The 12,872-nt window shown below is 43.9% G+C and carries 12 protein-coding genes and 1 tRNA gene; 10 read left to right on the forward strand and 3 right to left on the reverse strand.

The features are described from left to right. Nucleotides 1–14 precede the first annotated feature (14 nt). The gene (locus ABH008_RS04130; protein WP_347988585.1) at nt 15–452 is read right to left on the reverse strand and encodes an NUDIX hydrolase; all 438 of its coding nucleotides are present in this window, start codon (nt 450–452) and stop codon (nt 15–17) included. Nucleotides 453–648: 196 nt separating this feature from the next. On the opposite strand from ABH008_RS04130, the gene carA reads away from it, so the two are divergent. Genes carA through greA form a run of 3 tightly spaced genes read left to right on the forward strand, consistent with a single transcriptional unit; the run spans nt 649 to nt 5,528 of the window. Next, nucleotides 649–1,782: a glutamine-hydrolyzing carbamoyl-phosphate synthase small subunit gene (carA, locus tag ABH008_RS04135; RefSeq protein WP_347988586.1), complete on the forward strand. Its 1,134-nt coding sequence runs from the start codon at nt 649–651 to the stop codon at nt 1,780–1,782. Between the two features lie 18 nt (nt 1,783–1,800). Further along, nucleotides 1,801–5,016 (forward strand): carbamoyl-phosphate synthase large subunit, encoded by a 3,216-nt coding sequence (gene carB / locus ABH008_RS04140; protein ID WP_347988587.1) that lies wholly within the window; start codon nt 1,801–1,803, stop codon nt 5,014–5,016. Between the two features lie 35 nt (nt 5,017–5,051). Continuing rightward, nucleotides 5,052–5,528, forward strand: a complete 477-nt coding sequence (gene greA, locus ABH008_RS04145; RefSeq protein ID WP_347988588.1) for a transcription elongation factor GreA — start codon at nt 5,052–5,054, stop codon at nt 5,526–5,528. Nucleotides 5,529–5,564: 36 nt separating this feature from the next. Here the strand turns inward: greA and yhbY are convergent, their stop codons facing one another. Beyond that, nucleotides 5,565–5,831 (reverse strand): ribosome assembly RNA-binding protein YhbY, encoded by a 267-nt coding sequence (gene yhbY, locus ABH008_RS04150; RefSeq protein WP_347988589.1) that lies wholly within the window; start codon nt 5,829–5,831, stop codon nt 5,565–5,567. A 50-nt stretch (nt 5,832–5,881) separates the two neighbouring features. Here yhbY and rlmE point away from each other — a divergent pair, with 50 nt between their 5' ends. The 7 genes from rlmE (at nt 5,882) to ABH008_RS04185 (ending at nt 12,491) form a co-directional block, all read left to right on the forward strand. After that, nucleotides 5,882–6,505, forward strand: a complete 624-nt coding sequence (rlmE, locus tag ABH008_RS04155; protein ID WP_347988590.1) for a 23S rRNA (uridine(2552)-2'-O)-methyltransferase RlmE — start codon at nt 5,882–5,884, stop codon at nt 6,503–6,505. A 206-nt stretch (nt 6,506–6,711) separates the two neighbouring features. Beyond that, a complete protein-coding gene (ftsH, locus tag ABH008_RS04160; protein ID WP_347988591.1) occupies nt 6,712–8,628 on the forward strand; it encodes an ATP-dependent zinc metalloprotease FtsH in 1,917 nt (638 codons plus the stop codon). 73 nt (nt 8,629–8,701) lie between these two features. After that, entirely contained in the window at nt 8,702–10,042 is a 1,341-nt protein-coding gene (gene glmM / locus ABH008_RS04165; protein ID WP_347988592.1) for a phosphoglucosamine mutase, read from the forward strand. 54 nt (nt 10,043–10,096) lie between these two features. After that, nucleotides 10,097–10,843 carry a triose-phosphate isomerase gene (gene tpiA / locus ABH008_RS04170; RefSeq protein WP_347988593.1) on the forward strand — a complete coding sequence of 249 codons (747 nt, stop codon included), beginning with the start codon at nt 10,097–10,099 and terminating at the stop codon, nt 10,841–10,843. A gap of 21 nt (nt 10,844–10,864) precedes the next feature. Next, nucleotides 10,865–11,278 carry a preprotein translocase subunit SecG gene (gene secG, locus ABH008_RS04175; RefSeq protein WP_347988594.1) on the forward strand — a complete coding sequence of 138 codons (414 nt, stop codon included), beginning with the start codon at nt 10,865–10,867 and terminating at the stop codon, nt 11,276–11,278. Between the two features lie 9 nt (nt 11,279–11,287). Continuing rightward, a tRNA-Leu gene (locus ABH008_RS04180) sits at nt 11,288–11,372 on the forward strand. A 141-nt stretch (nt 11,373–11,513) separates the two neighbouring features. After that, on the forward strand, nt 11,514–12,491 hold the full coding sequence (locus tag ABH008_RS04185) for an integrase (RefSeq protein ID WP_347988595.1): 978 nt from the start codon (nt 11,514–11,516) through the stop codon (nt 12,489–12,491). A 30-nt stretch (nt 12,492–12,521) separates the two neighbouring features. On the opposite strand, the gene ABH008_RS04190 is transcribed toward ABH008_RS04185, so the two are convergent. Beyond that, nucleotides 12,522–12,809 (reverse strand): hypothetical protein, encoded by a 288-nt coding sequence (locus tag ABH008_RS04190; RefSeq protein ID WP_347988596.1) that lies wholly within the window; start codon nt 12,807–12,809, stop codon nt 12,522–12,524. Nucleotides 12,810–12,872: the final 63 nt, after the last annotated feature.

The following is a 12,872-nucleotide window of genomic DNA, read 5'->3' on the forward strand; positions in this document are numbered from 1 at the left end:
CTACTACACTGTTGTTAGGGTCTTAATGGTGTAACTACCCCTGTCTCCCGATAGCGCTGATAATCCTCTAATACCGTGGCATGATCAAAAGCCAGTTGCGGTAAGTTATCCGTAAAGCTAAATAGCCCACAGTTTTTGGCGTCATCCGCTGCCAGAGGGGTGCCATGTGCTTCAGCGATATAAACAGCGGTTACCGTATGATTTCTGGGGTCGCGTAGAGGATTTGAATAAATACCTAGTAATACTTTTAAAGTGACGATTAACCCGGTTTCTTCCTGCGCTTCGCGAATGGCGGCGCTCTCTAAGGTTTCACCAACATCCACAAATCCACCTGGTACGGCCCAGCCATAGGGAGGATATGCGCGTTCGATCAGTACAAACGGGCGATGTGGATAATCTATTAGTTCGATAAGCGTATCAGCCGCTAATAATGGGGTTACAGGTTTAGACATAATGTGTGCCATTTATTTTGAAAAATCAGCGTTAATAGTAACCTGAGGGGTGAAAAGATGGAATCAGACATAAGAAAAGAAAAATTGTTAATGACCTGATAGCCATAATTTCGTAAAATTGCTGTAGTTTTAATCTTTTCAGAACGGGGTGAGTCGTCAGGCTTATCCCGTTTTCTACATCTAAAGGTGGCCAATCTTGAATAAACCTGCATTACTGGTACTAGAAGACGGGACGGTGTTTCACGGTAAATCCATAGGCGCTGAGGGCTGTGCAGTAGGGGAGGTGGTATTTAACACTGCTCTAACTGGCTATCAGGAAATTCTTAGCGATCCTTCCTATGCCCGACAAATTATCACACTTACTTATCCGCATATCGGCAACGTCGGCACTAATGCCGAAGACGACGAATCGGGCCAGGTTGTAGCCAGTGGTTTGGTCATACGTGACTTGCCAATTTTAGCCAGTAACTGGCGTATGCAGCAAAGTTTGCCTGACTATCTGCGTGAGCGCAAGGTAGTGGCGATTGCAGATATTGATACCCGGCAATTGACGCGCTTGTTACGCGATAAAGGGGCGCAACGCGGATGTATAATTGCTGGTGATAATATTGATGTGACGCAAGCTCAGCAGGCCATACAGGGCTTTGCAGGTTTGAAAGGCATGGATTTGGCTAAAGAAGTCACCACAACTGAGTCTTATGAATGGACCGAAAATGTCTGGCAATTAGGGCAAGGACACAGCGTTGCAGCGCATTTAAATAAACATGTAGTGGCTTACGATTTTGGTATTAAACGCAATATTCTGCGTTTGCTGGTGAATCGTGGTTGCCGAGTCACTGTGGTGCCAGCCACAACGACTGCTGCTGAGGTGCTAGCCTTAAAGCCGGATGGTGTGTTTTTGTCTAATGGTCCTGGTGACCCTGAGCCTTGTGCGTACGCTATTGCTGCCATTCAGGAGCTTTTGGAGCATAACATGCCTCTGTTTGGTATTTGCCTTGGTCATCAATTACTGGCTTTGGCCAGTGGTGCAAAAACTGAAAAAATGAAATTCGGCCATCATGGTGCCAATCATCCTGTTCAGCAGATTGCTACAGGTCGGGTAATGATCAGCAGCCAAAACCACGGCTTTGCAGTCAATGAAGCGTCGCTGCCTGATAATGTACGTGCTACTTACCGTTCTTTATTCGATGGCAGTTTACAAGGTATTGAACGTACCGATAAGCCAGCCTTTAGTTTTCAGGGACATCCTGAGGCGAGTCCTGGCCCGCATGATGTTGAATCATTATTTGATGATTTTATAACCTTGATGAACCCACCGCGTTTAGCCTAGTTTTCTATACAGAGTCATATGCCAAAAAGAACCGACATAAAATCGATTTTATTACTGGGTGCCGGGCCGATTGTTATCGGTCAGGCTTGCGAATTCGACTATTCTGGCACACAAGCTTGTAAAGCGCTGCGTGAAGAGGGGTTTCGGGTCATACTGGTTAACTCCAATCCAGCTACTATTATGACCGATCCTGAAATGGCCGATGTTATTTACATTGAGCCTATTGATTGGCAAACCGTAGAAAAGATTATTGAAAAAGAACGTCCTGATGCCATACTTCCGACTATGGGTGGACAGACGGCGCTTAATTGTGCCTTGGCACTGGATAAACACGGCGTGTTGGAAAAATACGGCGTGGAAATGATAGGTGCCAGCAAGGAAGCCATCAACAAAGCCGAAGATAGGCATTTGTTTAACGAGGCCATGCGTAAAATTGGCCTTAAAGTCTCTAAATCTAAAGTAGCACATAGCATGGAAGAAGCTTTGGCTGCTCAGGAAGAAGTTGGCTATCCAACCATTATTCGTCCCTCGTTCACTATGGGCGGCAGCGGTGGCGGTATTGCTTATAATCGTGAAGAGTTTCTGGAAATTTGTGAGCGTGGTTTATATTTATCGCCCACCAGCGAATTATTGATCGAGCAATCGGTATTGGGTTGGAAAGAGTTTGAAATGGAGGTGGTACGTGACTCCAAAGATAATTGTATTATCGTCTGCTCTATCGAAAACTTTGATCCTATGGGTGTGCATACGGGCGACTCTATAACAGTGGCACCTGCACAAACCTTAACCGATAAAGAGTATCAGTTGTTACGTAACGCTTCTTTAGCTGTATTGCGTGAAATTGGTGTGGATACGGGAGGGTCTAATGTGCAATTTGCCATTAATCCTGAAGATGGCTCTTTAATTGTCATTGAAATGAATCCTCGCGTTTCTCGTTCTTCGGCTCTGGCTTCTAAAGCGACAGGTTTCCCCATTGCCAAAGTGGCTGCCAAATTAGCGGTGGGTTATACGCTGGACGAATTAAGCAACGAAATCACTGGCGGCAAAACTCCGGCATCTTTCGAACCCAGTATCGATTATGTGGTTACTAAAGTACCGCGCTTTGCTTTCGAGAAATTTCCACAGGCCAATGATCGCCTGACTACACAAATGAAGTCTGTTGGTGAAGTAATGGCCATTGGACGTACCTTTCAGGAGTCTTTGCAAAAAGCATTGCGCGGATTGGAAGTGGGTGTGGATGGACTTGACGAAATCGTTGATTTAGAGGATGCCAATAGTCTGGATGTCATTCTTAGAGAACTGCGTTATCCGGGGTCGCAACGCTTATGGTATTTGGCTGATGCGTTTCGTAGCAGTTTAACGTTTGATGAAATCCATGAAGCCTCCAAAATTGATCCCTGGTTTTTAGCGCAGGTTGAAGATTTAGTGGTTACCGAAAAAGCCTTGTCCAGCAAAGTTTTGGCTACGTTGGATGCGGATGAGTTATTTAGACTGAAGCGTAAAGGTTTTTCTGATGCTAGGCTGGCGAAAGTATTGGGCGCAAAAGAATCAGAAGTACGTACCATCCGCCATAAATACGGAATTCGTCCGGTTTATAAGCGCATAGACTCTTGTGCGGCAGAATTTGCTTCCGATACTGCTTATTTGTATTCCACTTATGAGCAAGAATGCGAAGCGCTGCCCACGAATCGTGAAAAAATTGTGATTCTTGGTGGCGGACCAAATCGGATTGGTCAAGGTATAGAATTTGATTATTGTTGTGTGCATGCCGCTTTAGCGTTGCGGGAAGATGGCTATGAGACCATCATGATTAACTGTAATCCTGAAACGGTGTCTACTGACTTTGATACCTCTGATCGTTTATATTTTGAACCTTTAACACTGGAAGATGTGTTGGAGATTATTGATCTGGAAAAACCCAAAGGCGTCATTGTGCAGTACGGAGGGCAAACACCTCTGAAATTAGCACGGGCTCTTGAAGCGGCTGGCGCGCCTATTATTGGTACCTCGCCAGATTCGATTGATTTGGCGGAAGATCGTGAACGCTTTCAAAAATTACTGGAACGTCTTGAGCTGTTACAACCGCCCAATGCAACCGCCCGCTCCGTTGAACAAGCTGTTATTTCAGCCAAAGAGCTTGGCTATCCATTGGTGGTGCGCCCTTCTTATGTATTGGGTGGAAGGGCTATGGAAATTGTATTTAACGAAGAAGGGCTCCGTCGCTATATGAAAGAAGCGGTGAGTGTTTCCAATGATTCACCTGTTTTGCTGGATAGATTTCTGGATGATGCGGTAGAAATGGATGTTGATGCTATTTATGATGGTGAGACACTGTTGATAGGTGGCTTGATGGAGCATATTGAGCAGGCCGGTGTACATTCCGGTGATTCTGCCTGCTCATTGCCACCTTATGATCTACCCATGGCTATGCAGAATCAGTTGCGAGCCCAGGTTGCAAAAATGGCGGAAGCTTTAGGGGTGCGAGGTTTAATGAATACCCAGTTCGCCATTCAAGGTGAAACTATCTATGTGTTGGAAGTTAATCCACGCGCATCAAGAACTGCGCCATTTGTTTCCAAAGCAACAGGTTATCCATTGGCTAAAATTGCCGCGCGCTGTATGGCGGGCAAATCGTTAAAAGAACAAGGCGTTACCGAAGAGCGTATCCCCAGCTATTTTTCTGTAAAAGAAGCGGTGTTTCCGTTTATTAAGTTTCCGGGTGTTGATCCTTTGTTAGGGCCGGAAATGAAATCTACCGGCGAAGTCATGGGGGTGGGTAAAACCTTTGGCGAGGCTTTTGCCAAATCGCAGCGTGCAGCCGGGGTTGATTTAAGTCAGAGTGGTAAAGTGCTGATCAGTATCCGTGATGCCGATAAGCCTAAATTGCCGGAATTGGCGAATATGCTGATTGCCAAAAACTACGAAATTGTAGCTACTCGCGGTACTGCGCGGGTTTTAAAGGCGGCGGGTATTCCGTGCAAGGAAATATTCAAGGTAAATGAGGGGCGTCCACATACCGTGGATATGATTAAAAATGGAGAAATCCATTTGATAGTCAATACCACTGATGGCGTTAAAGCTGTGGCTGATTCGTTTACCATGCGCCGGGAAGCGTTACAGCGTAAGGTGAGTTATTACACTACCATGGCGGGCGCTAAAGCCGCTTGTTATGCTTTAGGTGAATTATCAGCTGGCGATGTGAATAGTTTGCAAGATTTGCATAAAACTTTTTAACGGACGAGTGTTCGAAGTATTTTTAGGAGTAGTCTATGATTAAAGTGCCGTTGACAGTGGTGGGTGCGAATAAATTGCGTACTGAGCTGGAAGAATTAAAATCTGTGGTTAGGCCACGAATAATCCAGGCCATATCAGATGCGCGTGCGCATGGCGATTTAAAAGAGAATGCTGAGTATCATGCGGCTCGCGAACAACAAAGTTTTGCTGAAGGGCGCATTGCTGAGATTGAAAGTAAGCTATCGAATGCTAATATTATTGACGTCACTAAAACCGACGCTAATGGTAAAGTTGTGTTTGGCGCGACTGTGGAGATTGAGGAATTGGAAACTGGTAAGGTGGTTACCTATCAAATCGTCGGCGAAGATGAAGCGAGTATTAAAGAAGGCCGAATTTCAATTGGATCGCCTATTGCCCGGGCTTTGATTGGTAAAGAAGTTGAAGATACCGTAGTGGTTAAAGCACCTGGTGGAAATATTGAATACGAAATAATTTCCATCCAGTATATTTAAATAAAAAGAGAGCAGTAATGCTCTCACTGGAATAGTTTATTTTTTTGGATTTTTTCGATAAATAACGGTTACCTGACCAATAGACTGTATATGTTCCGCCAATGTTTCGGTGCATATGCGGTCTTTAATGGCAAAACGCTCATCCCTTTCTGCCCGGATTTTTACTTTGATTAGTTCGTGGGCATCTAAGGCTAGATTTATTTCTTTAATAACCGCATCGGTCAAGCCAGCTTGACCTATAATAACAACAGGATTTAAGGCGTGAGCCTGTGCTTTTAACTTTTTCTTTTCAATGGAATTCACTCTGCTTCCTTGGATTTTAATAAACCCGATATTTTACACCAATAAAAAATATGGCACGTAGTAAAAGTAGCCAGCAATGGATGCAGGAACATTTTCATGATGAATATGTCAAAAAAGCCCAGCAGTTAGGTTATCGATCACGGGCTGTTTTTAAACTGATAGAAATTCAGGAAAAAGATAAAATTATACGCCCTGGTATAAACATCGTCGATTTAGGCGCCGCCCCTGGAGGCTGGTCAGAATATGCCAGTAAAATAGTGGGTAAAAATAATAAAGTCATTGCTTTAGATCTTTTGGATATTGATCCCATATCCGGTGTTGATTTTATACAGGGAGATTTTCGTGATGATGAAGTCTTAGAAAAACTTTATCAAGTGTTAAATGGTGAGCAGGTACACTTGTTATTGTCTGACATGGCACCCAATATAAGTGGTAACAGAGAAGTTGATCAGCCCAGAGCCATTTATCTGGGAGAGTTGGCATTGGATGCTGCAAAAACGATATTATGTAAAGGCGGTGTGTTTTTGATTAAAATGTTTCAAGGCGCTGGTTTTGATGAATATTTTGAGCAGGTTAGGCAACATTTTACCAGCGTAGTCATCAGAAAACCCAAAGCCTCGCGTCCCAGAAGCAGCGAAGTGTATATTCTGGCGAAAGGATTTAAATCGATATAACTAACTGTTTACAAACAGCTTAGATAGGTGCTTTGCGAGTAAATACTTTTTTTGGAGTTGACAAAGCAAAAAATTTATTCTCTTTTTAAGGAAATTTACCACAGATCAGTTTATGATGAGCGGTGGAGATACGAGTATTCTTGATAGAATTACTCGGTTTTTAAATTCTAGGGCCGTTCGGGGCCGGAGCGCGTAACTTGAGCGATATGATGAAAAATGTAGTTTTGTGGGTTGTCATTGCAGTCGTTTTGATGGCAGTGTTCAACAACTTTGGTTCAAAATCTATTAGAACCGATTCCACGTTGTCCTACTCGCAGTTGATAGATGCGGTTAAAGCAGGGCAGGTGCAACAGGTACAAATTGCCGATAATACTATCAAAGGTCGGATGCAGACGGGTGATAAGTTTAAGACTTATATGCCAAATGATCCGCACTTGATTGACGATTTACTGGCCAATGGCGTAGAGATTACTGTACAGCCGCCCGAAGAACCGTCAATGATCATGCAGATTTTTGTTTCTTTTGGTCCCATTTTGTTACTGATTGCTGTATGGGTATTTTTCATGCGGCAAATGCAGGGCGGTGGCGTTGGTGGTCGTGGTGGAGCAATGGGCTTTGGCAAAAGCAAAGCACGCATGCTCGAACAAGATCAGAACAAAGTCACCTTTGCAGATGTGGCCGGGTGTGATGAAGCCAAGGAAGAAGTTGAAGAAATGGTCGACTTTTTAAAAGATCCGGCCAAATATCAAAAATTGGGTGGCAAAGTGCCGCGTGGTGCCTTAATGGTTGGCCCTCCCGGTACAGGTAAAACCTTGTTGGCCCGAGCTATTGCTGGCGAAGCCAAAGTACCGTTTTTTACCATTTCTGGATCAGATTTTGTGGAAATGTTCGTTGGTGTGGGTGCCTCGCGAGTGCGGGATATGTTTGAGCAAGCTAAAAAACATGCACCATGTATTATTTTTATCGACGAGATTGATGCCGTGGGCCGTTCGCGCGGAGCAGGTTTAGGTGGCGGTAACGACGAACGCGAACAAACCTTAAACCAATTATTGGTGGAAATGGATGGTTTTGAAGGCCACGAAGGCATTATTGTCATTGCTGCTACCAACCGTTCTGATGTTTTAGATAAAGCCTTGTTACGACCTGGTCGATTTGATCGTCAGGTAGTGGTCGGTTTGCCTGATGTCAGAGGACGTGAGCAGATTTTAAATGTGCACTTAAGAAAAGTGCCCGCTGCCGAAGATGTTAAAGTTAAATACATTGCACAGGGTACGCCCGGTTTTTCTGGTGCTGATCTGGCTAATCTGGTCAATGAAGCGGCCTTACTTGCGGCTCGTTTTAACAAGCGCTTAGTGAGCATGATCGATTTGGAAAAAGCCAAAGACAAGCTCATTATGGGTGCGGAAAGACGCTCTATGGTGATGGACGAAAAAGAGAAAAAAATGACTGCCTATCACGAAGCTGGGCATGCCATTGTTGGTCGCTTGGTACCTGAGCACGATCCAGTTTACAAAGTAAGCATCATGCCACGTGGACGCGCTTTGGGTGTAACCATGTTCTTGCCTGAGCGTGATCAGTACAGTGCCAGTAAATGTAAGCTGGACAGTATGATTTCAAGCTTATATGGTGGCAGGATTGCTGAAGAGCTGATTTTTGGCTGGGAGCAAGTATCCACGGGCGCTTCTAACGATATCGAACGCGCCACAGAGTTGGCCAGAAATATGGTGACTAAATGGGGCTTATCGCAACGTTTGGGTCCATTGGCTTACAGCGAGGAAGAAGGTGAAATCTTTTTAGGACGTTCTGTTACGCAACATAAGTCGGTTGCCGAAGAAACATCTCACACTATTGATGAGGAAATCCGTTCTATTATCGACAAAAATTACGAAAGAGCTGAGAAAATTCTTAAAGAAAACGAAGATATTCTGCACTCTATGTCTGCGGCTTTAATGAAATATGAAACCATAGACAAGTATCAAATTGATGATTTGATGAACAGGAAACCAGTTAGAGATCCAAAAGGTTGGGATGATTCCTCAACTCCTAGTGATGGCGTTGAAGTTGATCATTGGGGTAAGGGTAATAGTGATCATACTTTGGATGGTGCGACTGAGCAGGGTTAAGTAGATCATCAGGCAAAAATTATAAGAGAGGCTACGGCCTCTCTTTTTTTTGGATTGAATAAGAGATTTGAGTATGGCAAAAAAATATTTTGGAACAGATGGTATTCGTGGCAAGGTTGGAGAATACCCAATTACAGCCGATTTTATGTTAAAACTAGGTTGGGCTGCGGGGCGAGTATTTGCCAAAGAAGGCAATGGTTTTGTGCTAGTTGGTAAAGATACACGTATATCGGGCTACATGTTCGAATCTGCACTGGAAGCAGGCCTGTCTGCGGCTGGTGTTGATACGCGCATGCTAGGGCCTATGCCTACCCCTGCCATTGCTTATCTAACCCGTACATTAAGAGCCAAAGCAGGTATCGTTATTAGTGCTTCTCATAATCCCTATTACGACAATGGCATCAAGTTTTTTTCGGTCAATGGTACCAAGTTGCCAGATGAGCTTGAGCACGAAATAGAAGAATATCTGGAAGCGCCCATGACTACAGTCGAGTCGGCAAAGCTGGGCAAAGTAAAGCGGGTGAACGATGCTGCTGGTCGGTATATAGAATTTTGTAAGGCTACCGTGCCTCCGCAAATTGAATTTAAAGGTATGCGTATCGTTATAGACTGCGCAAATGGAGCAACCTACCATATCGCACCGCATGTGTTTAGAGAAGTAGGCGCAGAAGTGGTTGCTATTGGAGCAGAACCGGATGGACTAAACATTAATGACGAATGTGGAGCCACCAAACCGGAAAATTTAGCTGCCAAAGTCATGGAATATCGCGCTGACCTGGGTATTGCTCTGGATGGTGATGGTGATCGCATTATTATGGTTGATCATAAAGGCGAGATAGTCGATGGTGATGAATTAATCTATATCATTGCCAAGTCACGTCTGGAAGTGGGCAAGTTATCCGGGCCAGTTGTGGGTACTTTAATGTCCAATTTGGGTATGGAGCATGCTTTAAATGCCATCGGTGTGCAACTATTGCGTGCCAATGTTGGTGATCGCTATGTGATGGAGTTGTTGACAGAGAAAAAAGGCATATTGGGTGGCGAAGGCTCAGGTCATATTATCTGTCTGGATAAAACGACTACCGGTGATGGTATCGTTGCGGCTTTGCAAGTGCTGGCAGAAATGCGTCGTACAGGCAAAAGTTTGTACGAGCTGAAGTCGGGTATGAAAAAGTATCCGCAGGTTTTAATCAACATTAGAACCGAAAAAAAAGTCAAACTCGACGAAATCGATGCTGTTAAACAAGCAGTAGCAAGCGTAGAAAAAAAACTGGGAGATAAAGGTCGAGTATTATTAAGATCGTCAGGAACAGAGCCGCTAGTGAGGGTAATGGTGGAAGGTGTAGATTTGGACGATGTCAATAAATACGCCACTCAGCTTGCCAATGATGTTAAGAAATCAATCACTTCTTGAAATCAGTGTCTGCAGCGTATATCATACGCTGCTTTATTTAGCTCGGAGTATGTGATGCGGCGGTCTTTGATAATGGGCAACTGGAAAATGAATGGCTCTCTTCAAGAGGGACAACAACTTGCGTCAGCTTTGGCTGCAGGCTTGGGTGACGTTCAGCAAGAAGTGGCAGTTTGTGTTCCGTTTATCTATTTGTCTGAAATAAGCAAGGTTTTGGCAGGTTCTGCTATTGCGCTAGGTGCACAAAATGTCGCTGATCAAGCATCCGGTGCCTACACAGGCGAAATATCTGCGGCCATGCTGGCTGATATTGGCATTAAATATGCGCTGGTAGGTCACTCCGAGAGACGTAGTTATTATGGTGATACCGATCAATCAGTAGCCAACCGTTTTGTACAAGCAATCAAACAAAACGTAATCCCCGTGTTATGCGTGGGTGAAACACTGGCAGAGAGAGAAGGAAACAAAACTTTTCAAGTAATCGACGAACAACTTGATACTGTTATAGCCACCGCAGGTATAGAAGCGTTTTCTAAAGCTGTTATTGCTTACGAACCCGTTTGGGCTATCGGTACCGGTAAAACCGCAAGTGACGAACAAGCGCAAGAAGTTCATCATTATATTCGTCAGCGTATTGCCGGTGTCCATCCGGAAATCGCAGAAAAACTGCAAATTCTGTATGGCGGCAGCGTCAAACCAGACAACGCTAAAGCCTTATTCGCTATGCCTGATATAGATGGCGGGCTGGTAGGTGGCGCCTCTCTGGATGCAAACGGCTTTTTACAGATTTGCCATTCAGTTTAGTTTATTTGGCTTAGGATTTATATGTTGTACCAAGTTATTATTGTAATTCACATCTTGCTGGGCATTGGTATTGTCGGTTTAGTTTTAATGCAGCATGGTAAAGGCGCTGATGCTGGCGCGGCATTCGGTAGCGGTTCTTCAGGAACTGTTTTTGGTGCGCAAGGCTCTGCCTCGTTTTTATCCAGAACCACGGCTATTTTTGCTGCCCTGTTTTTTACCACCAGTCTTGGTTTGGCCATGTTAAGTGGCTATAGTGGCAAAAAAGCAGATATTATTGATACGATCAGTATCGAAGAGTCTAAAGCGGTTTCTGATGTACCCTTAAACCAAAGCAAACCAGCTGCTGAAACGGTTCAAGTAGAAAAATTACCGGATGCACCAGCTATTAAAGAAGTTGAGCAAGCGCCTAGTGCTGCACCAGCTGCAAAAGAATAAGCGAATTAAGCCGATGTGGTGAAATTGGTAGACACGCCATCTTGAGGGGGTGGTGACGCAAGTCGTGCCGGTTCAAATCCGGCCATCGGTACCAATACAGAAAAATGCATCATGTAGCATGGTGTGTAATCTTAAGTCAAAAGCCTGTTTTTACAGGCTTTTTTGTTTTTCCGCTTTACCGTTTTTATGTAACCGTGTAGCATGAAATGCAATTAAATTGCATCAAAATTGCATCATGGCTAGTTATCAAAAACGCGGAAAATCCTGGTTTGTCCAGGTTCGAAAAAAAGGGGTCACAAAGTGCTCGACTTGGCCGACTAAAGCCCAAGCCCAGGCTTGGGCTGCTCAAACTGAAATAGAAATTCTTTCAAAGGATGATAAGCCATCATTACCCGACAAAACTTTACTGGATGCAATTGAACGCTATGAAACTGAGGTTACTCCAAAAAAGCGGAGTGCACGATGGGAAATCATAAGATTTAATGTTTGGAAAAAATTGGCAATAACCAACTTACCAGTGTCGGAAGTGACCACGCCTGTTTTGGCAAAATGGCGAGATAAAAGGTTAACCGAGGTTTCTTCCGCTACAGTTAACCGTGAAATGAATTTGTGGAGTGCTCTGTTTGAGTGTGCACGCAGAGAATGGCAGTGGGTAGAATCAAATCCAGTTCATGATGTCAGACGGCCTCCCCAGCCTAGGCACCGAGAACGTCTATTTGCTGAATATGAAGTTGATCAAATTTGTTTGGCGCTTGGATATCAGGGTACAGAGGTTGTTACCAAGAGCCAGATTATTGCGTGCGCTTTTTTGTTTGCTCTTGAAACAGCGATGAGGCGTGAAGAAATTACTGGTCTTGAGTGGAAGCGAGTTAATTTAAAAAAACGAATCGTAACATTACCGCTTACAAAAAATGGGGATGCTAGAGATGTCCCTCTGTCTTCCCGTGCAGTGGAGTTGTTGACTACCCTTGCAGACCATCCTCGCCCATTCGATGTTCACAAAGATGTTCTCTCCTCGCTGTTTAGGAGGGCATGCATAGACTGTAAAATTGAAAATGCACATTTTCATGATGCAAGAGCAACGGCACTAACTAGATTAGCAGGAATTTTAAATATGCTGGAATTAGCTAGAATGGTAGGTCATAGAGATATAAGATCATTGCAAATTTATTATCGTGAAAAAGCTGAAGATTTAGCAAAGAAATTAGGATAGTTGTGTTTAACAGTCCAACGGTTCCTGGTTTTATTTTTTAATGGATCTTTTTTCACGCTGTCTTTCAGCCCAACTCTCAACTTCACTTGGTTTCCAACGCGGAACACCGCCATCAATGCGAATAGCAACAGGAAAGTCAGGTCGGGAAACAATTTTTCGTGAAACTGTGCTTCTGCTAGTTTGGAAGTAATCTACCAAATCATCAATAGACCAAAGTTTATTTTTGCGCTGACCCGATTTAAGTACCGTGAGTATTTCTGATAATAAATTCTCTACAGCATTGGTGGGTTCTTTAGAAATTAAATTATTATCCGACATTAGTTTCAAAATTATTTTAATAAATATTGTTAATTAATTTCATTTTCCGAATTTCAAACTTTG

The sequence above is a fragment of the Methylomonas sp. AM2-LC genome (assembly GCF_039904985.1).
Taxonomy (GTDB): Bacteria; Pseudomonadota; Gammaproteobacteria; order Methylococcales; family Methylomonadaceae; genus Methylomonas.

Coding starts and splice junctions, on each gene's coding strand:
- ABH008_RS04130 (WP_347988585.1), bottom strand. CDS start 452: ATGTCTAAACCTGTAACCCCATTATTAGCGGCTGATACGCTTATCGAA.
- carB (WP_347988587.1), top strand. CDS start 1,801: ATGCCAAAAAGAACCGACATAAAATCGATTTTATTACTGGGTGCCGGG.
- greA (WP_347988588.1), top strand. CDS start 5,052: ATGATTAAAGTGCCGTTGACAGTGGTGGGTGCGAATAAATTGCGTACT.
- rlmE (WP_347988590.1), top strand. CDS start 5,882: ATGGCACGTAGTAAAAGTAGCCAGCAATGGATGCAGGAACATTTTCAT.
- ftsH (WP_347988591.1), top strand. CDS start 6,712: ATGATGAAAAATGTAGTTTTGTGGGTTGTCATTGCAGTCGTTTTGATG.
- glmM (WP_347988592.1), top strand. CDS start 8,702: ATGGCAAAAAAATATTTTGGAACAGATGGTATTCGTGGCAAGGTTGGA.
- tpiA (WP_347988593.1), top strand. CDS start 10,097: ATGCGGCGGTCTTTGATAATGGGCAACTGGAAAATGAATGGCTCTCTT.
- secG (WP_347988594.1), top strand. CDS start 10,865: ATGTTGTACCAAGTTATTATTGTAATTCACATCTTGCTGGGCATTGGT.
- ABH008_RS04185 (WP_347988595.1), top strand. CDS start 11,514: ATGGCTAGTTATCAAAAACGCGGAAAATCCTGGTTTGTCCAGGTTCGA.
- ABH008_RS04190 (WP_347988596.1), bottom strand. CDS start 12,809: ATGTCGGATAATAATTTAATTTCTAAAGAACCCACCAATGCTGTAGAG.